Source organism: Pleionea sp. WD8-19, from assembly GCF_055326765.1.
This window is the reverse complement of the sequence record NZ_JBUZOU010000003.1, coordinates 303235-325042: the sequence shown is the minus strand read 5'-3', so window position 1 is coordinate 325042 and position 21808 is coordinate 303235. Positions and strand designations below refer to the sequence as shown.

Here is a 21808-nt window from a genome sequence, read left to right as displayed (position 1 = left end):
GCACATAAAAACTGGTCGGGGAAGAGGGATTCGAACCCCCGACATCCTGCACCCAAAGCAGGCGCGCTACCAGACTGCGCTATTCCCCGAATATCATTACAAGGGCAATGCCCTGCAAAGAGCGCGCATAATACTGATTTCACTGTAAGCCGTCAATAAGCAAAAAGATTTTCTTCAACGATTTTTCGGGCTTTTAACTCAATCATTTTCTTGAGAAAATAACCAGCTCTGCTATCCACCTGAAAAAGGCGGATAGATCCGACTATTATAATGTGATTCGGTTAATTACTGGACATCCAACTCTTATGACAGCACAAATTATTGATGGTAAAGCCGTTGCCGCAGCCCTTCGCGAGTCGATTCAGCAGCAGGTAAAAGAGAGGGTCGAAAACGGTCGTACCCGCCCCGGGCTCGCCGTGATTTTGGTAGGTAATGACCCAGCATCAAGCATTTATGTAAATAAGAAAGTTCAGGCCTGCGAAGAAATCGGCTTTTTCTCAAAAAAAATAGAGTTGCCAGAAACGACAAGCGAAGCAGAGCTACTCGAAGCGATAGATGAGCTGAATGCAGATCCCACGATTCACGGCGTGTTGTTACAATTGCCCATTCCCGCGCACATCAATTCCAATAAGATGTTAGAACATATTGTTCCCGAGAAAGACGTCGATGGCTTCCACGCTTTTAATCTGGGTCGGCTGGTGCAACGCAACCCTTTACTGCGCTCTTGCACCCCAAAAGGCATCATCACATTACTCGACTCATTGGATGTAGAAATCCGCGGTATGAATGCCTGTGTGGTTGGTGCGTCCAATATAGTCGGTCGTCCAATGGCACTGGAATTACTGATTAAAGGTTGTACCGTAACCATCACACACCGCTTTACTCGCGATCTAAAAGAACATTTGGCCAATGCTGATCTAGTCGTTGTTGCCGTCGGAAAACCGGGCATTGTCAAAGGTGAGTGGATAAAACCGGGAGCAATCGTTGTTGATGTGGGTATCAACCGGCTTGAAGACGGCAGTATTGTTGGTGACGTAAACTTTGAAAAAGCCGCTGAACGTGCCAGCTGGATCACACCAGTGCCTGGCGGTGTAGGTCCAATGACGGTAGCCTCGTTAATGGAAAATACGTTAATCGCTGCAGAAATAGCCGAGAAGGGTGAAATTTAAAGGAAGTATTTAGTTTTCGGCAATAGCGAAAGCTATCGCCTGTTTTTTTTCATCGGAAATACTAATGTGTAGATGCTTGATCCCAAGCTCATGCATTCGCTCCAAAGCTTTACCGGATACCTCAACAAAGGGTTTACCACTTTCATCATTCAGTACCGTAAAGTCATCAAACCGAATCCCTTTAGCTAACCCCGTTCCCAATGCTTTCATAATCGCTTCTTTCGCAGCAAATCGCTTGGCTAAATAATGCGCTGGCTGAAACTGAAAGCTTTTACTCTGCAACTCCGGCTCGGAAAGGATGCGCTGAGCGAATTTATTGCCAAATTTACCGAAAGATTTTTCGATACGCTGAATTTCGACAATATCGGTACCTATTCCAACTATGGCCATTGCCGAGCCTCAACCATTAAACGCTTCATTTCTTTGACGGCATTATCCAGACCACTAAATACTGCTCGTGCAATTATGGCATGACCAATGTTCAACTCTATTACTTCTGGGATCATCGCCACCGGCTGAACATTGTGATAATGCAACCCATGGCCAGCATTCACCTGAATACCCTGTTCATGCGCGTGTGCAGCTCCTTTTTTTATTCGCCTCAGCTCTTCTGCAGCTGCGCTTTCGGATGTCGCATCCGCAAAGGCGCCTGTGTGTAACTCAATCAGCGGTGCACCACAACGTTTAGCGGCATCAATTTGTGATAATTCAGCATCGATAAAAAGCGACACCTGAATACCCGCTTGCGCCATACGTTCGCATGCGGTTTTAATTTTATTTTCATTTCCTACCACATCAAGGCCGCCTTCAGTGGTCAGTTCTTCACGTTTTTCTGGAACCAAACAAACATAATGCGGTTTAACTTTTTCCGCGATCGTAAGCATTTCTTCGGTTACGGCCATTTCCAGATTCATTCGTGTTTGAAGAGTTTCCTTAAGAGTAAACACATCACGATCAACAATATGACGTCGATCTTCACGTAAATGAATCGTGATACCATCGGCTCCGGCTTGCTCCGCAATTGCAGCGGCGGTTACCGGCTCGGGATAAATCGTTCCTCGTGCATTTCGAAGTGTTGCAACGTGATCGATATTCACACCTAAAAGAATGGGGTTTCGCATTAAAGTTCCTGACATAATGGGTTCTGGTAATTAACTCGCAAGAATAGCGTTTTATTGGTGTCGATGCCACTGTCGCCATAACTCGCGACTTTTCATAGGTCGATGCCCCAAAAACGGTTGCAGCAAGTGTCGGTTGATACGCTTTAAGGCAGTTAAAACGTCATCACTTTGCCATAAACCTTGTTCAATCTTCAGCAATATTTTACCTGAATAACCCGAAGCTAACTCGCCAATGGACTGGTTACGAACAAACCCTTCTCGATGCTGCAATTGATATAACGCATCTGGATCGATAGCAATGCCATTTCGATCATTCTCAAAGTCGATACTCACACCCAGGCTTTCTATCAATCGCCATTCTAAATGTCGCAAATGAAACAACTTATCCTGTTGTGAAACGAATGAATGAAAACAGTCTCTAACAACAGAATACAATTCAGAGATGGGGTCCCAGGGTTGCGTTACTCTCAATAATAACTCACTGACATAACACGCGAGCGCATAATCTTCACCGCAAAATGTCCCTGGAGATTGAATTGAATCGGCTTCTACCAAATTTCTTAGCTCCGAACTACCGGAAAGAGTGGCTTCAATCTCGGAACTCATTTGAAGCATGGCACGCAACTGACTTTTATTTTGTTTGCGAGCACCTTTTGCAACCAAGGGAATACGTCCATGACTCTCGGAAAAGGCATCAACAATTAAACTGGTTTCCCGATAAGCCCTGGTGTGCAACACAATCAGCGGCAATGTCAGTTTCGACATGCTAACTCACATCAAAATTCGTCGTAACCCAGCGATTTAAGTGCGCGCTCATCATCGGCCCAGTTGTCTTTTACTTTTACCCAGGTTTGCAAAAACACTTTCGCACCAAACATGTGCTCCATTTCTACTCGCGCGTCACGACCGACCACTTTTAATTTTTCACCTTTGTTTCCAATAATAATGGCTTTTTGTCCTTTACGCTCAACCAGGATCAATCCATTCACGTGTATAATACCTTTTTCATCGAACTCAAATTTTTCAATTTCAACCGTTACCGAATAAGGCAATTCGTTCCCCAAATTGCGCATCAGTTTTTCACGAATAATTTCAGCCGCCATAAAACGTTGGCTGCGATCCGTCACAAAATCTTCCGGAAAAAAGTGAGTGCCTTCCGGCATCAATTGAAACAACTTCTGTCGTAACAATTCTACATTATCGCCCTTTTCCGCCGAACCAGGAATCACTTCGATAAACTCAAACTCTGATGAGAGTTTTTGCAAATGGGGTAACAACAATGTTTTGTCTTTCACATTATCGATTTTATTAACGAAGAGAATTGCTGGAGCTTTCGCCTTTTTTACAAAATCTAACGCTAGGTCATCGTCTTGATTCCAAAGCGTTCCATCAACAACTAATAAGTTTATATCCACTTCTTGAGAAGATGAGCTGGCTGCTCGGTTCATGAGTCGGTTAATTGCGCGCGCTTCATTGACATGCAATCCCGGGGTATCAACAAAAATAATTTGTGTACTACCCTGAGTATCGATACCTAAAATTCGGTGACGCGTAGTTTGTGGTTTTTTCGATGTTATACTTATTTTTTGGCCTAATAATCGGTTCAGTAAAGTGGATTTACCGACATTGGGACGCCCCAGAATCGCTACATAACCGCAGCGCGACACTTCACTTTCCGACATTTGCTAATTGCTCCAACATTTTGGTTGCTGCGGCTTGTTCTGCCTTTCGACGACTGCTGCCATTACCTTCACTGGATAATGCCGGCTCTTTCACCGAGCAATTGACCCAATAAACTTTGTTATGATCTTTTCCTTCAGACCGAGTGACCTGATACTCAGGTAGGTCTTTCTTGCGGCTTTGCAGCCATTCTTGTAATCGTGTTTTCGGATCTTTTTCTGCTTTATCGAGCGACAATGATTGATAGCGTAGATCGTACAGATGCAAGATCACGCTTTGCGCTGACTTAATACCGCTGTCAAGATAAACCGCACCTAAGATGGCTTCGAATGCATCCGATAAAATCGAAGCGCGACGATACCCACCACTTTTTAATTCACCGCCACCCAATTTGAGTAACTCGCCAAGCTCCAGTTCGTTAGCAATTTCTGCAAGCGTTTTTTCTTTAACCAACCTCGCACGCAATCGCGTCAATTGCCCTTCATCCGCTTTTGGAAACAACTGATAAAGCTTTGCTGCTGTTACAAATCCGAGAACGCTGTCCCCTAAAAACTCAAGGCGCTCATTATGAGCGCCTTTAGCCGAACGATGGGTCAATGCCTGTTTTAATAACTCAGGCTGGTTAAAAATATATTGAATTTTTTTTTGTAGGTTTTCAATTGCCTGTTGTTGCCACATGAAAAATACTCGATCTATAACACTTTGCTATTTCGAAACTCGGCCAACACATACAGGTTACCAACCAAATGAACTTTCACATCGTAATGAATGGAAACTTCCAGTTTATTGCCACGTAAAGGTTTAAATTTAATGTCATCTTTTGTGGCTCGTGACACCTGATCAATTTGAAATTGCGACATAATTCGTTTAGTTATATCGTTTTTCGTCAGTTTGCTGCCACCAACCTCATCAAGATTGTTCAGTGCTTTTTTTACACTCATGTTTTCCATGTAAACGGGCGTCATCATTAATCCAACATAAATAAAAACGCCAGCCATTCCGCCAACAATCAACCATTGCCAAAATGTTGCGCCTTTTTGCTTGTGATACATGAGAAGCCTCCTCGGTTAATGAGTGTTATTGTAGTATAGGTTTACTGAATCGCTCCAACACGGCCAAAATCGACTGAAGTCGGGATATAACTAAGCAAACCGGTCTCAGCCAACCCAAACCCAAGGTGCAACCAAACCGCTTCAGCTTTTCCTACCATTTTTTCTTCGGGTACAAAGCCCCAGTAACGTGCATCACTACTGCCATTACGATTATCTCCCATGACAAAATAGTTGCCAGCAGGAACTTCCACTCCGTTTTTCCAGTCGTGATAATACGATTGCGACATTGCATGAAATTGTCTGCGTGTAAGATCTGGCTTCAACGCTTTGTAATAGGCAAGTCCATCTTGCCAGTTGCTTGCGTATTTATCTTGTCCTGTTCTTTTGATGTCACCATCAATAAGAACGTCATGCTCTACTCCCGCTAAATTTTCCCGATAAATATCCTGGCCTTCAAAACCTCTTGCTGCAATCAACTGCTGGCTCACTCGGTTGCGCACACCGCAAACCAACCCAACGGATTCAGCTTCTTGTTGATCTTCAGCCGTTCTACAATTAGGTTCGATAAACACTTCTTGCTGAGGTGTGTAATAAACTTTATCCCCTGGTAGTGCAATCAGTCGTTTTATGTAATCTTTCTCTGGTTCATGAGGCGCTCGAAAAACCACCACGTCACCTCGTTTGGGCTTGTCACCATCGGTGATTTTGGTTTTAGTAACCGGTAAGCGTAAACCATAAGCGTACTTATTCACTAAAATAAAATCATGCACTAACAGTGTCGGCTTCATCGAGCCAGAAGGAATTTTAAAAGGCTCATAGAAAAAAGAGCGCAGCCCAACAATTATCAACAACAACGGAAAGAAAGACCAACCATAGTCGATCCACCATGGCATTTTCTCTACTGCAGCCAGTTCTTTCTCATGAGGATTTGGATTGCGTTGATAAAGAGCTTGTACTTCTTTCTTTTTTTTCTTTTCGAGATACAACTTTTCGACCAACGTAATCACAAAACTGATGCCTAGCGCAACGACCAGAATCAATTCAAAGTTAGGCAACATTAACCAAACTATTGCTCCCACACAGGCGAGCACAAACAATGAGTCTGAATACTCGACCCAGTCGGGCTTTTTTAAAATTTTTTCAGCAACGTCATAGTCTAAATTACGCTTTTTTTGTCGCGCTTGATCCAATTTGTCCTGACGTTGCTTTGACCATACCCATTTATCGAGTCCGCTGATTATGGAAGTTGCGATAAACACAACGATCAGTGTGGTTTTAAAATCCATAAATGTCCCAAAATGATTTAAATTTAATCTTTACCTACTTGCAATACCGCGAGGAAAGCATCTTGAGGTATTTCTACCCGGCCTACCTGCTTCATGCGTTTTTTACCTTCTTTCTGCTTTTGCAGCAGCTTTTTCTTACGACTGACGTCTCCACCATAACATTTGGCAGTTACGTTTTTACGTAACGCTTTTACTGTGGACCGTGCAACGATTTGATTCCCAATGGCTGCCTGAATGGCCACTTCAAACATTTGTCGTGGTATCAATTCTTTCATCTTTTCGACCAATTCTCGGCCACGATAAAACGCTTGATCTCGATGCACGATTATCGCCAATGCATCGACTTTATCACCATTGATGAGAATATCGAGGCGCGCCAAGCTAGCGGCCTGAAAGCGTACAAAGTTGTAATCGAGCGATGCATAACCGCGACTGACCGACTTTATACGATCGAAAAAGTCGAGTACCACTTCATTCATCGGTAACTCATAAGTGAGTTGCACCTGATTCCCGGCATAGTGCATATTTTTTTGCACACCGCGTTTTTCGACACAGAGCGTGATAACGTTGCCGAGATAATCTTGTGGCACCAAAATATGGGCTTCAACAATGGGCTCTCGCATTTCTGAAACTTCACCGGGTTCTGGCAATTTAGACGGGTTGTCGACATGCACCACTTCACCGTCACTTTTCACAATTTCAAACACTACCGTAGGTGCCGTTGTGATCAAGTCCAGATCGTACTCACGTTCCAGTCGCTCCTGGATGATTTCCATGTGCAGCATGCCCAAAAAGCCGCATCGAAAGCCAAAGCCGAGTGCAGTGGAGTTTTCCGGCTCATAAAACAGTGAAGCATCGTTTAAGCTGAGCTTACCTAGTGCGTCTCTGAAACTTTCGTAATCATCGGAGGAAACCGGGAACAAACCAGCATAAACTTGCGGTTTCACTTTTTTAAATCCGGGCAATCGCTCCGCTGAAGGATTTTTCAGCGTCGTTAAAGTATCCCCCACTGGCGCACCCAAAATGTCTTTGATGCCGGCGATCACATAACCCACTTCACCCGCACGTAACTTACCAGTATCTTTCCGTTTTGGTGTAAAAATGCCAACCTGATCCACTAAATGCGCTTTGCCCGTAGACATCACTAGCATTTTGTCACCAGCGTTTAAAGTGCCTTCCATCACACGCACAAGTGAAACCACACCCAAGTAGTTATCAAACCAGGAGTCAACTATCAACGCTTTTAATGGTGCCGTATCATCACCTTTTGCTGGAGGCACTTTTGCAACGATGGTTTCCAGAACGTCTTCAATGCCAACCCCGGTTTTCGCCGAACAACGTACCGCATCAATCGCCTCAATACCGATAATATCTTCAATTTCCTGACTGACCCGCTCCGGATCGGCTGCCGGTAAATCAATTTTATTTAATACCGGTATCACTTCCAGCTCTTGCTCAATCGCGGTGTAACAGTTCGCAACCGTTTGAGCTTCTACGCCTTGTCCTGCATCCACAACCAATAATGCCCCTTCACAGGCAGCTAACGAACGCGACACTTCGTAGGAGAAATCAACATGCCCTGGTGTATCGATAAAGTTCAGTTGATAGGTATGGCCGTCTTTAGCGGTGTATTCCAAAGTGACGCTCTGCGCTTTGATGGTAATACCACGCTCACGTTCCAGATCCATAGAATCGAGTACCTGTTCAGCCATTTCACGGTCGGTTAGACCGCCACAAAACTGAATTAAACGATCCGATAAGGTCGATTTACCATGATCGATATGAGCAATGATCGAAAAGTTACGAATGTATTGAGTGTACGACATATATTGAATTTGCCTGGATAACTGCCTGAGTGCAACTTAGCGCTCAAAGGTATGCGCCTTAAGAATGCTCGATTGCTACAAAAGGCGCAGATTCTACCGTATTTTACCCGACAAAGGCAGAGGCAACTATTAATCTTCACCTAACCTCAGTACTAAAAAGCGTGGGCCAAAACCTCGACGAACGACAAGCACCGCTACTGAACCAACCTGAGGAAGCCCAGCTAGCGCACTTTCATAATCATCAACGCTGGAAATGCGTTGTTGATTCAGCATCTGTAATATATCACCTTCTCGAATACCTGCATCTTGAGCAGCTCCATTGAAAACTCGTCGTACAATCACACCATAACCGACATCGGCCGCTTGCTTCAATTGCTCATCGAGTTCGGCAACCGTCATACCAAGCTGGCCAGCACCTGGTGACTCTCGGTTGCTACGCCCCGCCACCTGATTACCTTCGCGCTCTCCAACGGTTATTTCCAATTCCTTTTTTTTACCTTCGCGTAGCACCTGCATTTCAATTTCAGTACCGGGTTTAATGCGACCTACCATGAACGGCAAATCGGCGGCCACTTCGACGTCTTTCCCATCCACTTTTAAAACAATATCACCGACCCGCAAATCACCTTTAGCTGCAGGAGAGTCTGGAGATACCGAATTAATCAAGGCACCTCGTACTTCATCCATACCAAATGCTTCCGCCTTTTCGAAGTCTACGTCTTCATAACTCACTCCTAAAAAGCCCCGACTCACCTTGCCCTGTTCGCGCAGCTGTTGGCCCACTTCCATCGCCAAATCCATCGGAATAGCGAAAGCGAGCCCCATGTTACCGCCAGACATACTGAAAATCTGGGAATTAATACCCACAACTTCGCCATCTTGATTAAACAAAGGACCGCCAGAGTTACCGCGATTTACTGCCGCATCGGTTTGTATAAAAGGTACGTATTGTTCCGTTCTCAAACTGCGGCCCTTGGCACTGACAATGCCTGCAGTAACCGTATGCTCTAATCCAAAGGGAGCACCATACGCCAGAACCCAGGCCCCCACCTTCAACTTGTCCACATTACCCACCGTCACAGGTTTAAGGTTTTTCGCTTCGATTTTTAACAAGGCTATATCGGTACCTTCGTCCTCGCCTAAGAGTTCCGCTTTAAACACCTTATTGTTCACCAACTGTACATAAATGGCATCAACACCATGAATGACATGTCGGTTGGTCAACACATATCCTTGTTTATCGATGATAAATCCGGAGCCGGAAGGACCGGTGGCCTTACGACCTCGACTTTCGACTTCCGTTTTGATCACAACGACAGAGTCCCGAACTTTATCGACCACGCGAGTAAAATCAGGTAATGCGGCTTGCAAATAGCCACAAAGCATCAACGCAAATACCAGGGAAAATGCTTTCACCAACTTCACAATTCAATCTCCTGTTTCATTTATTTCTTACAATCAACGAACCAACGTAAATTCAACCTTCTCTGACAATAATGCCATTTAAAAAGTCTCATTCGATTTGTAACATCATATTTGGCTCCACTTTAGCAACCATTGTCATACGAGTAATTGATCGGGATTCCATCTGTTGTGAAAAAAAACGCGCTAAAACAAACCCAAACGCTAACCCTGACACCCCTGCTAAAACAATCCAACCTTCTTGCCATTTAAACGACTGGCCAATCAAAGCAGCGATAAACAGGGTCAATAAAGGGATAACGTACATAACCCAGGAGGCCATCAGGACGCCTCGTTGTGGTACCGCAATAACGATCTGGTCACCCACTTTGACATCCAAAGTGTTTTCAATCTTGTGATAAAAGGTACGGCGCCCCAACACTTTACTTAACACACCGGTGCCACAACTTTGATTTACTTCGCAAGATTGGCAACCTGATTTTGCGGTCGACTCAACCCAAGCAAACGAGGCCTCCACTGCAACGACCAATACCGTTTCTTTCACCATTGCTGGTTGAGTTACATTCATAGCGGCTCCAAAAACAAATAAACCCCCAAAATGGAGGTTAATTTATAATTCTCAAGTTTAGCCGCTACCAGAAAACGACTACTGCATAAGCTCCTGTCGAGCTTTTTGCTCGGCTTCGCGATTACGTTTTTCCATTTCAATCATCACTTGGCGAAACTGACGAGGCGTCATGTGATAGGTTTTTACCTGCTCGCCACTCACCAGCCTGACGTAAGGAAGTGTTCCGGCTCCAGAAACCTGAGGTTGTTGCGCAAACTGGCTGAAAATTTTATTGATGCGATCAAGCTGCGCTTTTTCATCTTCTGTCACGTGGTATTCGGCAAGCATGGTATTGGCTGATTGCGCAGCAGTCGTGTCTGCAACACCAGACACAGGGTCGGAATGTTGAACCGGCATCCATTGTACGCCTAACACGACCGCCAACGCGACAGAAGCGGCAACAGCCCACCCAGTGAACGTTTTCTTTACCTTATTAATACTGCGAGGCGCTAACACGGTCGGTTCCGAGTCAATGGCCGCAGCCACTTTGTCACTGAAACCTTGATACCAGTGCGGAGAAGATTCGTTTTTCAGGCAGGCCCGAATGGCTTGATAAGACTCAAACGATTTACGCGCCTCTTCACTTTCGATGCAGTCTCGATAAACTTCAGAAGAGTCGACCGATGCCGTCAATTCGTCATCGATCCAAGCCGAAAGCGTTTGTTTCAGTTCATCTTGATTCATAAGTTCAACCAACCCCATTTACGAGTTTTTCAGGTTGAGTATCAACCCGAACTCTTTTTTTAATGAATTCTTAATCACCGGCTCACCCGAACATTCTGTTTGCCTTAGTATTTACTCATCGTTTCGCAATAAAACAAATTCAGTCAGTAAACGATAACCATCACCGGTATGCTCTTGACGCCAAAACGTGAAGAAAGTTCAACTTTTGCTCAAGCACATCATCATTAACGCCGTTCAGTGTGCCTTTCAGACTCTATACGGTCAAGTAACGAAAATGGCCCGAAAAACAGCTCATGTTTGTTCGACTACAAGAGCTCACGAATGTTCCGATCGATGGCTTCTCGTGCACGAAATATTCGCGAGCGGACCGTACCTACTGGGCAATCCATCACGTCGGCAATCTCTTCGTAACTCATCCCTTCCATTTCTCGCAAAGTAATCGCCGAACGCAAATCTTCAGGTAACGCATCGATACTTTCATAAACACGCTGTTTTAATTCATCTCGGAGCGCCATGCGCTCTGGAGAGCCGACATCGCGTAGTGCATCTGCACCGTTATACTGTTCGGCTTCTCCTGCATCAATGTCAGAGTCGGGAGGACGTCTGCCCTGAGCAACCAAATGGTTTTTCGCAGTATTCACCGCAATTCGGTAAATCCACGTATAAAAAGCGCTGTCGCCTCGAAAATTCGGTAACGCCCGGTAAGCTTTAATAAATGCATCTTGCGCAACATCAGCAATATCGGCTGGGTCTTTCACAAGGCGAGAAATTAAACTAAAAATTTTGTGCTGGTATTTTTTTACCAGTAAATCAAACGCACGCTTATCGCCCTGTTGTACTCTTGCTACCAGTTCCTGATCGTTCCCGGCACTCATAATAGCCTCCTTCTGAGTGTCAGGTTGTTATTCATTGACATCTTATGACCTATTCGCACAACTTAAGTTCGTGTTAGTTACGGATTTTTTTTATAATTATGACAATCGAGCAACAGAATGGCGATGAATAATTCAAAAATCACGGTATGGGTACCCAATTCGTTGAATTTGCTTAATTTTCAATCAGAAAAGTCAGCATTTAACTCTTCGAAAAAGGGCCATCGTTTTGGTGGTTTACTTTCAAACGTTCACCGACTTTAGCTCTCACTCTTTAACAGGATAGCCAATGCGGCAATATTCACACGATGTTCTTATTATAGGTAGCGGCGCAGCTGGCTTAACCGCAGCCCTGCATTTGAGTCGGCTTGGTAAAGTGGCCGTTTTGTCGAAAGCTGAATTGACTGAAGGCTCTACCTTTTATGCTCAAGGAGGCATTGCAGCTGTTCTCGATTCGCACGACAGTATTGAGTCGCACGTTCAAGACACCTTGATTGCCGGCGCTGGTCTCTGTGATGAAGCCGCCGTTCGCTATACGGTTGAAAACTCGCGCGCAGCCATCGACTGGCTGATAGAGAAAGGCGTTGCTTTCAGTACCGAGCAAAATGAAAAAGGTGAGCAGCAATATCATTTAACTCGAGAAGGTGGGCACAGTCACAGGCGCATTATTCATTCAGCAGACGCCACCGGTAAAGCGGTTTCGACGACATTAGTCGGTGCCGTAAAACAACAGCCCAACATTGAGTTGTTTGAAAGTCACAATGCCATTGATCTCATCACAAGCGACAAGTTCGGCAGTGATGAAAAGCGTTGTATTGGTGCCTATGCACTCAACCTGAAACATCGCGATGTCGATGTTTTTAAAGCACGTTTCGTGATTCTAGCAACCGGTGGAGCCAGTAAAGTTTACCTTTATACCAGTAACCCCGATGTCGCCTCAGGCGACGGTATTGCGATGGCATGGCGTGCCGGTTGTAGTGTCGAGAACCTAGAATTTAACCAATTTCATCCGACGTGTCTGTATCATGCTGAAGCTCGTTCATTTTTGATTTCGGAAGCGTTACGCGGAGAAGGCGCGTTCCTGCTGCGTCCCGATGGCACTCGTTTCATGCCCGACTATGATGATCGCGCCGAGCTGGCCCCGCGCGATATCGTGGCGCGAGCCATTGATCATCAAATAAAAAAGCTTGGGGTTGAATGCGTTTATCTCGACATTTCTCACAAAGACGACGCTTTTATTCAATCCCATTTCCCAAACATTTATCAGCGTTGCCTGGCTCTCGGCATCGATATCACTCGCGAACCCATTCCGGTGGTGCCTGCCGCACATTACACGTGTGGCGGTGTCAAAGTGGATCTGCAAAGTCGTACCGATGTGAAAGGACTTTATGCGATTGGAGAGGTCGCCTGTACGGGTTTACACGGTGCCAATCGCATGGCAAGTAATTCACTGTTGGAATGCCTGGTATTTGCTAAATCGGCTGCGGAAGACATCGAGGCACACTTTAATGAACCTTGTATGGAAGTTGAAATACCGTATTGGGATGAAAGCCGGGTCACCGATTCCGATGAACAAATTGTGATCACCCATAACTGGCATGAATTGCGATTGGTCATGTGGAATTATGTCGGCATTGTGCGTACCAATAAACGCTTGGAACGAGCTGCACGGCGCATTCAATTGTTAAAGCAGGAAATCACCGATTACTACGCTCACTTTAAGGTGACGAACGATTTGTTGGAGCTAAGAAACCTGGTGCAGGTGGCAGAGCTGATGATTCGATGTGCTCAAATGCGCAAAGAAAGCCGAGGTTTGCATTACACGCTCGACTTTCCGGATAAACTTTCTGAAGCGCAGGACAGTATAGTAAGGCCAAGTGAAATCTAATCGGCTCTTTGAGACTTTCGCTTAATAAAAAAGTACTCTCTTAGCCTGCGCGAAAGCTCTCGATAAACACTTTCGCCCAATACGTCAATCCAAAAAAACAGAAACTTAGTTTTGTTTAATTCATCCTGATATACCAACATGATGCAATGTGGAAAAACAGACGTTCGTTCGTTCGGTTTAATCAATTCAAAGTCAGCCTGATTGTGATGTCGAATTGCCCAGATACCGTTATTAAAAGCTAACTCATATAGTCGGTTACGATGCTGAAAAGCCCTGGCAACAACCAATATAAACCAACTTAAAGTTCCAAGGGCATACCCTAAAAAAATACTTTTCGACCAGGGAAACAAGAGTCCCAACAATAAAAGCGCAATCAACAATAGAAACAAATAAATAAAAAACAGCTGACCCGGTTTGGCCGTAAAAAAAAACGCTCCCTTTTCAGGCATTTGCTCAGGCGACTTTCATAGTGGTGCGTATGTGTTCTATCATACTTGCCAAAGACTCATCTTCCGGATGCCCGTGTCCCATAAGCCAATTAAACAGATCGGGATCGGCTTCATCCAGTAGCCGGACAAAGTCTCGTTGTTGATCATCGTTTAATTGCAGATAATGCTGTTCCGCGAAAGGGATCAGGATCACATCCAGTTCCAGCATGCCACGACGGCAATTCCAGATTATTTTTTTGCGATCAAATACTTCGGTCATATAATAAATGCACTTTAATTTTGAATTGATAACTTAACCCTGACTCAGATGAAGACTCGGCTTTTTACTCCGGCTTTTTACTTATCCCGAGTTCAGGTTAACTTAATGTAAGCTTGCGATTTACGCAAGCGGCACGAGGACATTTCATGACTACAACCTGGCAGTCTCAAATTGCAGAAAAACATTCTGTTCAACTCCCCCCAGACAACGCGCCTTGTTATTACGACTTATCCCAATACGGTGTAATTGAAATTAAGGGGCCAGACAGCCACAAATTTTTACAAGGGCAGCTCACGGCTGACATGCAAGAGGTGATGCCTAAACAAGCGCGCATAACAGCGCTTTGCACCCCCCAAGGCCGAATGGTGTCACTTTTCCTACTAATGAACTTAGATAACGAACACTACCTTTGCATCATCCCCCGCGAGATTCTCGACTCGACACTTGCCACGTTAAAAAAGTTTGCTGTTTTTTATCAAACACAACTTAACGATGCCAGTGAACAATGGGCCGTTTTAGGCAGCCAATCAATGGACACTTCTAAGCCTTTGACCCAAACTCGACAGGATGAAGGGTTCATCGTAAGTTGGTATCAGCAATTGCAATGGCACGTACTTCCAATTGATCATGCACGAAAGTTAATCGATGATTCCAACATCCTATTTTATGATTATCAACACTGGCTAATGCGAGAAATTTTAAACGGTGTACCGCGATTGTACGCCAGCACTCAAAATAACTTTTTGCCACACAACCTGAATTTGCCCACGCTCAATGCGGTAAGCTTCAACAAAGGGTGCTATACAGGACAGGAAGTCGTCGCTCGAATGCATTATAAAGGCAAGCTTAAATCGCACCTTCGACGGCTTACCGGTGAAAAGTGCACGCAACTTCCAGACCCTGGAAGCGCGATTCTCGCTGATGGTAAAAAACAGGGAGAGGTCGTATGTGCGGCGACAGTCCAGAATACCGTAACCATTCTGGCTCTTTGTAAAGACAGTATTGATGACGCGGAAAAAATTCAGTGTGATCAGGAAAATAGTCCTATACTGATACTTGAGCGGTTACCTGAACAAACCGATCCGAATGAATAGAGATAATCCAATAACCCTAAAAGATCGCCTATGAGCCTGGAACAGACCTTTTTGTCCGAATTGCTGGACGCTATAAAAAATGATCGTCTGACTCTTCCTACCTTGCCTGAAGTTGCACTCCGCATCCGTGAAGCGGTAGAAAACCCAGAGGCATCATCGGCATTAATTGCCGATGAAATCGCAAAAGATGCCGCTCTGGCGGCCCGCATTATTAAAGTTGCTAACAGTCCATTACTGCGTGGGCGGGTTGTCGTCGATAACCTGCAACTGGCGATCACTCGAATGGGCATTTCCTTTGTACGAAACCTGGCTACTGGACTGGCGATGGAACAAATGTTTCAGGCGACGAATGATCAGGTGGATGCGAAATTACGCGAAACTTGGGAGCACTCCATTGAAGTGGCGTCCATCTGCCAAGTATTGGCCAGTCACTACACCAAACTGAAACCCGATCAGGCCATGCTGGCCGGACTGGTACATGAAATAGGCACATTGCCGATTCTCACTTGTGCCGAAGATACGCCTGATATCCTAGAGCACGAAGGCATTCTCGACAAAATCATTGCGCGATTGCATCCGAAAATTGGCATGGCAATTCTTAAAACCTGGGACTTTACTCCAGAGCTGGTTGCGGTACCCATGGGTTACTTGAACTTTGAGCGCGAACACGAGGGCCCAGCCGATTACGTAGACCTCGTTACGGTAGCCAATTTACAGTCCTACGCCGGAACGAATCACCCATTGGCTCAAGTTGACTGGGCCAAGATCCCTGCTTTTGCCAAACTTGGCATGTCCCCCGAAATCGACGTTCACGAGGTCGATGAGCTCGCAGAAGATCTCAACGAAGCACGCAGTGCCTTAGGTTAACTAGGCCTGCAATGCATTGCGTCATCTCCCTTTGATCCTTATTTCTGCCTCAATTATCCTAAAATAATAGTAATAAGCCTCTGTTTTGATTATACATTTAACTTTAGTATGCTAAAAATCACGAATTTGCTTGTGAGTACGAATGCCTAAACACAACTCTCTGATTACCCGATTATTACTCGCAATGGCCTTGTTACTCTCAGCTAGCGAGCCTTTTGCCGCGCCTGGCGACATCCTCTTCAGTGATGATTTCGAAAGCGGATTTGGGCAATGGACGGAAAACTCACTGGGTGGTGACGCAAGCATTGGCAGTGAAACCCAACAGTCCGGCCTTAATGCTATGCGACTGCGTTGGGATCAAGTTTTAGCCACCAGCAATTCGATCAATGCATTTGTTCCAGCAGCCGATTTAACCGTGTGGATACGTCGGGGAGACGATAGCTTCAGTGAAGATCCAGATGACGGTGAAGATTTGGTCATTCAGTATCTTAACAGCTCTAATACCTGGACAACGCTCGAAACATTCTTAGGCAATGGCGCTCCTGGAGAAGTGCTTTCTCGCACATACAATCTACCCAATGATGCCTTATACAACGGACTGCAAATTCGCTTTTGGTTCATTCAAGGCAATGGTTCTGATTTCGATTATTGGCACGTCGACGACGTTGTCGTGACCGAAGTGGCCATTTCTGTAGGCCCAATTGCGGAGTGGCGTATGGATGAGCTGAGTTGGGATGGAACAACCGATGAAGTCGTTGACACCAGCGGGAATAATCATCACGGAACGGCTATTGCCTCGACCCCAACGGCGGGCTTTATTTGTAATGCCGCCGATTTAAGCGCAACCGGAACCGGCGACTATCTCACAATGAATCGTGATGCTATGAACGGCTTAGGAGACTTCACGCTCTCAGTTTGGGTTAATACAACCAATACCGCGAGCCAAACCATACTCTCAGCCGCAATGTCGGACGCTCAACACAATGAAGTCACGGTCTATTTTGACTCGAACACTGTGTTCTGGCCGACGTTAAGAGAAGCCACTTTTAACACCAATACTCAACTGACTTTGTCTGATGTTTTTGCTGACGGAAACTGGCATCACATTGCATGGGTGCGCACGCGCGCCACTTCACAGAGCTGCTTATACATCGACAGTAATCTACAGGGCTGTGTGACGCACAATAATGGCGCCAACTTTCTCGATATAGCGGTTAATGGCTTAACCTTAGGCCAGGATCAAGACAGCGTCGGTGGAACCTTCGATGCCTCGCAAGCCTGGAATGGCCTGCTCGACGAAGTCATTATTTTTAGCGACGATTTAAGTGCAGCGTCAATCAACAGTGTATACAGCAACCAACTCGCGAGAAACAATTGGGACGGCAGCAGTCGCGTTTGCCCAACGCCCCTTCCTAACCCGGTCGCAGAATGGCGATTTGAAGAAGCCAACTGGACCGGTACCGCAGGAGAGGTGCAAGACCAAACCGCTAATAACCTGGATTTAACCGCCTTTAATGGCGCGCAAAACCTGAACGCCGGTCCTGCAATAGCGGGCGATCCCGGTACCTGCTTTTACGGTGAATTTAACGGCTCGAATCAATACCTGGCGATCAACGATAATCCGTTGTTGGATATCAGTACCAATCTTTCCATCACTACCTGGATTTACCCACGCAGTATTCCTGGCTCCGGGTTAATGACAATTCTGTCGAAAGATGAAAACTACGAATTCCATATCAATTCTTCTGGCGAAATCAATTGGTGGTGGAATAACGCATCAGGCGGGACACAACAGTTTAGCTCAGTTGGTGCCAACCTCACGCCAAATAACTGGTATCACATTGCACTCACTTACGAAAATGGAGAGCAAAAAATCTACGTCAATGGAACAGAGCTTGGCAGTGCAACGTTTACCGGAAATTTAATCAATAATAATGATCCCTTGCAAATCGGTCAGGATCAGTTTTTTGCTGGCCGTTACTTTAATGGCCGAATTGATGAGGTAAGAATTTATGCCGACACGTTAACCGCTGCCCACGTCGCCACGGTGATGGCTGAAACGCACCCTTGCTCAGCTACGGGCATTTGTACGCAAGATTTCACTGATGATTTTTCAAGTGCGTCTTACAGTGCTGGCAGTGCCAATTGGGCAACGCCCTGGATCGAAAGCGACGATAATAACAGCGCAACTTCTGGTGATGTATTCATAAGCGGTGGCGTACTGGTGATGCACAATGACACCGGAGGTGGGGGTGAAGATCCTCGGGTGGAGCGCGAAATGGATCTCACCAATGCGCTGACGGCGACATTAACACTTGATCTCAATACGTCGGGTACCCTTGAAAATGGGGATCGATTCGACATTGCCGCGTCCAGCGATGGCGGCGCAAATTATACCGCTTTACAAACATTCACAAACGACGTTAGCGGATCGTTTAGTTACGATTTAGCGCCTTATATCAGCGCCAATACCCGTATTCGTTTGCGTGTTTTTCAGGGCTACCGTGCCAGCGATGAGTACATTGAAATCGATAATATTCAAGTTCGTATTACGGAACCCTGTGCGAATAACATCATTGATATCACACACGATGGCAACGGAATCAATTGCTTTCGAGAAGCCATTCAGTTTTCCATAGTCGATGCTGGCGGAGTCGTACAAACCGGATATACCGGAACCATAAATTTGTCGACGTCGACCAGTCACGGGTTTTGGGACGTCGTTGATGAGCTTGGAAATAACCCAGACCCGGCACAAGGCAGTCTGGTCAATTCGGGCTTTATTGATGGAAATGCCACTTATACATTCGTTGCCGCCGATGCGGGCACCGTCACACTTTATTTGCGCAATACGTTTAGCGAAACACTGGATATTGACGCTTCGGATGGCACCATCACAGATGATGACAGTGAAGGACTCATTACTTTTCGCCCCTTTGGTTTTGTCGTCACCCCATCACCCATTCCGACCCAAATTGCTGGACGCGCTTTTAATGCGACATTAACCGCGGCCGGTCAAGCACCCGGCGACACCAATTGCGGTGTCATAGAAGAATACTCGGGTGTTAAAGCCATCAATTTTTGGTCCAGCTACAACACGCCTGCCACGGGTGTAACAGCACTTTTAGTTAATGGTGCGGCCATCGCAACTTCGGAACCGACTTCCACACCTCAAAACGTCACCTTTACTAATGGCGTGGCGACCGTCTCAGTCGTGTACAATGATGTCGGCAGTATCAGCTTTTCTGCAAAAGATGATGTCGGCATTGGGGATCCTGTGAGCGGCACCACGGACGAAGTCATAGGTGGCATTTTACCTTTTGTTGTTAGACCTTTTGGTTACGAAATCCAAGTCGCAGGCGCTCCCAACGCGACGACCGTAAACGATCCTGTTTATTTGGTCGCAGGAAACAACTTTAATACCACCCTTCGTAGTGTGTTATGGCAGGCCGGTGACGACGCCGATAATAATGGCCAACCGGACAATGGGGCCGACTTAAGTGATAACGGAATTACCCCAAATATCGTTAATGTGCCCTCCTCAGCCACCGATGTGACTTTTAGCGCCAATGCTCAAATTGTTACCAATTCAAACGGTTTACTCGGAGACTACGACATCAGCTTTAATACCTTTGGAGCCATCGGCAGCGGCAATGAAGGTACTGCAGTCGTGCCGCAATCTTGGAGCGAAGTGGGTATATTGACGCTCAATGCCCTCACCAACAACTTTATGAGCAGTGGAGAGTCGGTTTCCGGTATTCGTGCCAATATAGGGCGGTTCATTCCCGATCAGTTCAATTTAACCATAACGGACAATTTCGTAGAGCAGTGCGGTACGTTTAGTTACGCCGGACTGGCAAACGGTGTTGCGGGTTTAGATAAAGTCGGCCAAACAGACAGTCTTGAAATTTCGATTCAAGCGGTTAATTCAACAGGGCAACCGACCGCCAATTATGATTCTGGATTCGCTAAACTCGAGTCAGGAACAATCAGCATTAGCGGATTTGACGTTTCTGCAGGTGCAGCGGCTTCCGGTACAACCAGCAGCGGTGTCATTGGCTCTCCATTGTTTGACAATACAGGCCTCGCAACCAACGTGAGTATTCCTGATGTACACTATCAATTCGATACATTCAGTTCGGAATTTAATCTTCGTATAGATATTGACGCGACGGACTCCGATGGTGTTAATGGCACTTCCAGTTCCGCAGGTGTAGAGCAACGGATTGGAAGGCTTCAACTCAAAACCACTTACGGCTCCGAACTTCAGATGTTGGAAATGCCACTCTTTACTGAATACTTTTCCAGCACCGGCTGGACTGTCAATTCAGTGGATAACTGCACCACTTACATCAACACCCGCATTAACTTCATCGCAGGCAGTTATCAAGGTGATCTCAGCCCTGGCGATACCAGTGCAACCCTTCCTGTAGCAGTAACCAACGTGAATAGTGGCGCGTCTCCTACAAATAACGGCATCTGGTTTTCTGCGCCAGGTTTAGGAAACTCGGGAGAAGTGAATGTAGAATTTGATTTATCCACGCAAGATTGGTTAACCTTCGACTGGACTGGAGACAATAACAAAGACAATCCCATTGCGACAGTGGGATTCGGCCGTTACCGAGGCAGTGATCGCGTGATTTATTGGCGTGAAAACTAACGTAAACCATGAGAGATCGCAGTTTGAGTAGACTGCGAATCATTCAATTTAAATAAGAGTTACTATTCGTGAATTCAAAATCCTTATTTTCAAAAGCGATACCAGCGACATTCCTAGCACTTCTTTTAACGGCTTGCGGCTCGGATACCGAGAAAAAAGCCGAGCCGTCGAGTAAAAAAGAAGCGGTTTCAGAGGCACATGCTCATGAAAGTCATAAAGGTCATGATCATGAAGGACACGATCATACAATAGACTCGAACAGCCCTCTGGTTACCAGCGGTTACACCACTTTAGAAGTAAAAGACCGCTGTGAAAAACCAACCGTAATCGAGTTTTTTGCCTACCAGTGCCCGCACTGCTTTAAACTCGAGGAGCATTTAAACTCCTGGAAGTCTAACCTTGCCCCCGATGTCGATTTTTTCAGCGTGCCGACCGATTTAGGCCGGAAAGAATTTGTCCCATTTGTTGCAATTCATCACGTTGCACGCGAGCTGGGTGTACTGGATCAAATAAAACCCATATTATTTGGAATGTTGCACGAACAAAAGCCTGGGTTTAGCGACTATAACGGCATTTTGCAAATGTTTGTCGATGCCGGTGTTGAGAAAGCGAAAGCAGAATCTTTGCTGCAGAATGAAGAGTTTCTCTCGAAAAAGTTTGAGCAGTATTATCAGTTAATGTTGCGCTATAAAATTACCGGCGTGCCTCGAGTACTGGTCAACTACCAATACGCTACCGATGTTACCGAAGCCGGTGGTTATGAAAAAGTGTTTGAAATCGTCAATGATACGCTCAAATTGCCTGCAGACTGTATGAATCAAGAAGTACCCACTGAAAAAGCAAGTGGGCAGGCTGCTCCTTAACCTCCGTTA

Annotated in this window: 20 protein-coding genes and 1 tRNA gene; 6 read left to right on the top strand and 15 right to left on the bottom strand. The window is 45.7% G+C overall.

The annotated features are described in order from the left end of the window. Positions 1–12: 12 nt before the first annotated feature. Positions 13–89 (bottom strand) — tRNA-Pro (locus ACTUJY_RS05700). Positions 90–305: 216 nt separating this feature from the next. Here ACTUJY_RS05700 and folD point away from each other — a divergent pair. Then, entirely contained in the window at positions 306–1169 is an 864-nt protein-coding gene (gene folD, locus ACTUJY_RS05695) for a bifunctional methylenetetrahydrofolate dehydrogenase/methenyltetrahydrofolate cyclohydrolase FolD (protein WP_463615098.1), read from the top strand. A 9-nt stretch (positions 1170–1178) separates the two neighbouring features. Here the strand turns inward: folD and acpS are convergent, their stop codons facing one another. The 12 genes from acpS to rpoE form a co-directional block, all read right to left on the bottom strand. Further along, positions 1179–1559, bottom strand: a complete 381-nt coding sequence (gene acpS / locus ACTUJY_RS05690; RefSeq protein ID WP_463615097.1) for a holo-ACP synthase — start codon at positions 1557–1559, stop codon at positions 1179–1181. Then, entirely contained in the window at positions 1550–2290 is a 741-nt protein-coding gene (gene pdxJ / locus ACTUJY_RS05685; protein WP_463615096.1) for a pyridoxine 5'-phosphate synthase, read from the bottom strand. The genes acpS and pdxJ overlap by 10 nt, the downstream gene beginning before the upstream one ends. Positions 2291–2341: 51 nt before the next feature. Further along, a complete protein-coding gene (gene recO, locus ACTUJY_RS05680) occupies positions 2342–3055 on the bottom strand; it encodes a DNA repair protein RecO (RefSeq protein ID WP_463615095.1) in 714 nt (237 codons plus the stop codon). Positions 3056–3066: 11 nt separating this feature from the next. After that, positions 3067–3972, bottom strand: coding sequence for a GTPase Era (gene era / locus ACTUJY_RS05675; protein ID WP_463615094.1), 906 nt, complete (start codon positions 3970–3972; stop codon positions 3067–3069). Beyond that, positions 3959–4648, bottom strand: coding sequence for a ribonuclease III (gene rnc, locus ACTUJY_RS05670; RefSeq protein WP_463615093.1), 690 nt, complete (start codon positions 4646–4648; stop codon positions 3959–3961). Before rnc ends, era begins: the two co-directional genes overlap by 14 nt. 14 nt (positions 4649–4662) lie before the next feature. Next, positions 4663–5022: a DUF4845 domain-containing protein gene (locus ACTUJY_RS05665; RefSeq protein WP_463615092.1), complete on the bottom strand. Its 360-nt coding sequence runs from the start codon at positions 5020–5022 to the stop codon at positions 4663–4665. 41 nt (positions 5023–5063) lie between these two features. Further along, entirely contained in the window at positions 5064–5915 is an 852-nt protein-coding gene (lepB, locus tag ACTUJY_RS05660; protein ID WP_463615132.1) for a signal peptidase I, read from the bottom strand. Between the two features lie 416 nt (positions 5916–6331). Beyond that, complete coding sequence (gene lepA / locus ACTUJY_RS05655; protein WP_463615091.1) at positions 6332–8134, bottom strand: translation elongation factor 4; 1803 nt, start codon at positions 8132–8134, stop codon at positions 6332–6334. Between the two features lie 129 nt (positions 8135–8263). Then, positions 8264–9559: a Do family serine endopeptidase gene (locus tag ACTUJY_RS05650; protein WP_463615090.1), complete on the bottom strand. Its 1296-nt coding sequence runs from the start codon at positions 9557–9559 to the stop codon at positions 8264–8266. 88 nt (positions 9560–9647) lie between these two features. Then, complete coding sequence (locus ACTUJY_RS05645) at positions 9648–10124, bottom strand: SoxR reducing system RseC family protein (RefSeq protein WP_463615089.1); 477 nt, start codon at positions 10122–10124, stop codon at positions 9648–9650. 78 nt (positions 10125–10202) lie between these two features. Next, positions 10203–10847: a sigma-E factor negative regulatory protein gene (locus tag ACTUJY_RS05640; protein ID WP_463615088.1), complete on the bottom strand. Its 645-nt coding sequence runs from the start codon at positions 10845–10847 to the stop codon at positions 10203–10205. Between the two features lie 305 nt (positions 10848–11152). After that, positions 11153–11722 carry an RNA polymerase sigma factor RpoE gene (rpoE, locus tag ACTUJY_RS05635; protein ID WP_463615087.1) on the bottom strand — a complete coding sequence of 190 codons (570 nt, stop codon included), beginning with the start codon at positions 11720–11722 and terminating at the stop codon, positions 11153–11155. 286 nt (positions 11723–12008) lie between these two features. Here rpoE and nadB point away from each other — a divergent pair, with 286 nt between their 5' ends. Continuing rightward, the gene (nadB, locus tag ACTUJY_RS05630) at positions 12009–13607 is read left to right on the top strand and encodes an L-aspartate oxidase (RefSeq protein WP_463615086.1); all 1599 of its coding nucleotides are present in this window, start codon (positions 12009–12011) and stop codon (positions 13605–13607) included. Here the strand turns inward: nadB and ACTUJY_RS05625 are convergent. Both ACTUJY_RS05625 and ACTUJY_RS05620 read right to left on the bottom strand, forming a co-directional pair. Next, positions 13604–14056, bottom strand: a complete 453-nt coding sequence (locus tag ACTUJY_RS05625) for a protein YgfX (RefSeq protein ID WP_463615085.1) — start codon at positions 14054–14056, stop codon at positions 13604–13606. The genes nadB and ACTUJY_RS05625 overlap by 4 nt on opposite strands. A gap of 4 nt (positions 14057–14060) precedes the next feature. Next, on the bottom strand, positions 14061–14315 hold the full coding sequence (locus ACTUJY_RS05620; protein WP_463615084.1) for an FAD assembly factor SdhE: 255 nt from the start codon (positions 14313–14315) through the stop codon (positions 14061–14063). A 146-nt stretch (positions 14316–14461) separates the two neighbouring features. Between ACTUJY_RS05620 and ygfZ the strand changes: the two genes are divergently transcribed. The 4 genes from ygfZ to ACTUJY_RS05600 all read left to right on the top strand — a co-directional run bounded on the left by ygfZ (position 14462) and on the right by ACTUJY_RS05600 (position 21799). Continuing rightward, positions 14462–15409 (top strand): CAF17-like 4Fe-4S cluster assembly/insertion protein YgfZ, encoded by a 948-nt coding sequence (ygfZ, locus tag ACTUJY_RS05615; protein WP_463615083.1) that lies wholly within the window; start codon positions 14462–14464, stop codon positions 15407–15409. Positions 15410–15439: 30 nt separating this feature from the next. Then, positions 15440–16276 (top strand): HDOD domain-containing protein, encoded by an 837-nt coding sequence (locus ACTUJY_RS05610; RefSeq protein ID WP_463615082.1) that lies wholly within the window; start codon positions 15440–15442, stop codon positions 16274–16276. A 142-nt stretch (positions 16277–16418) separates the two neighbouring features. Next, positions 16419–20936, top strand: coding sequence for a DUF6701 domain-containing protein (locus ACTUJY_RS05605; RefSeq protein WP_463615081.1), 4518 nt, complete (start codon positions 16419–16421; stop codon positions 20934–20936). Between the two features lie 68 nt (positions 20937–21004). After that, positions 21005–21799: a DsbA family protein gene (locus ACTUJY_RS05600; protein ID WP_463615080.1), complete on the top strand. Its 795-nt coding sequence runs from the start codon at positions 21005–21007 to the stop codon at positions 21797–21799. The last annotated feature ends 9 nt before the right edge of the window (positions 21800–21808 follow it).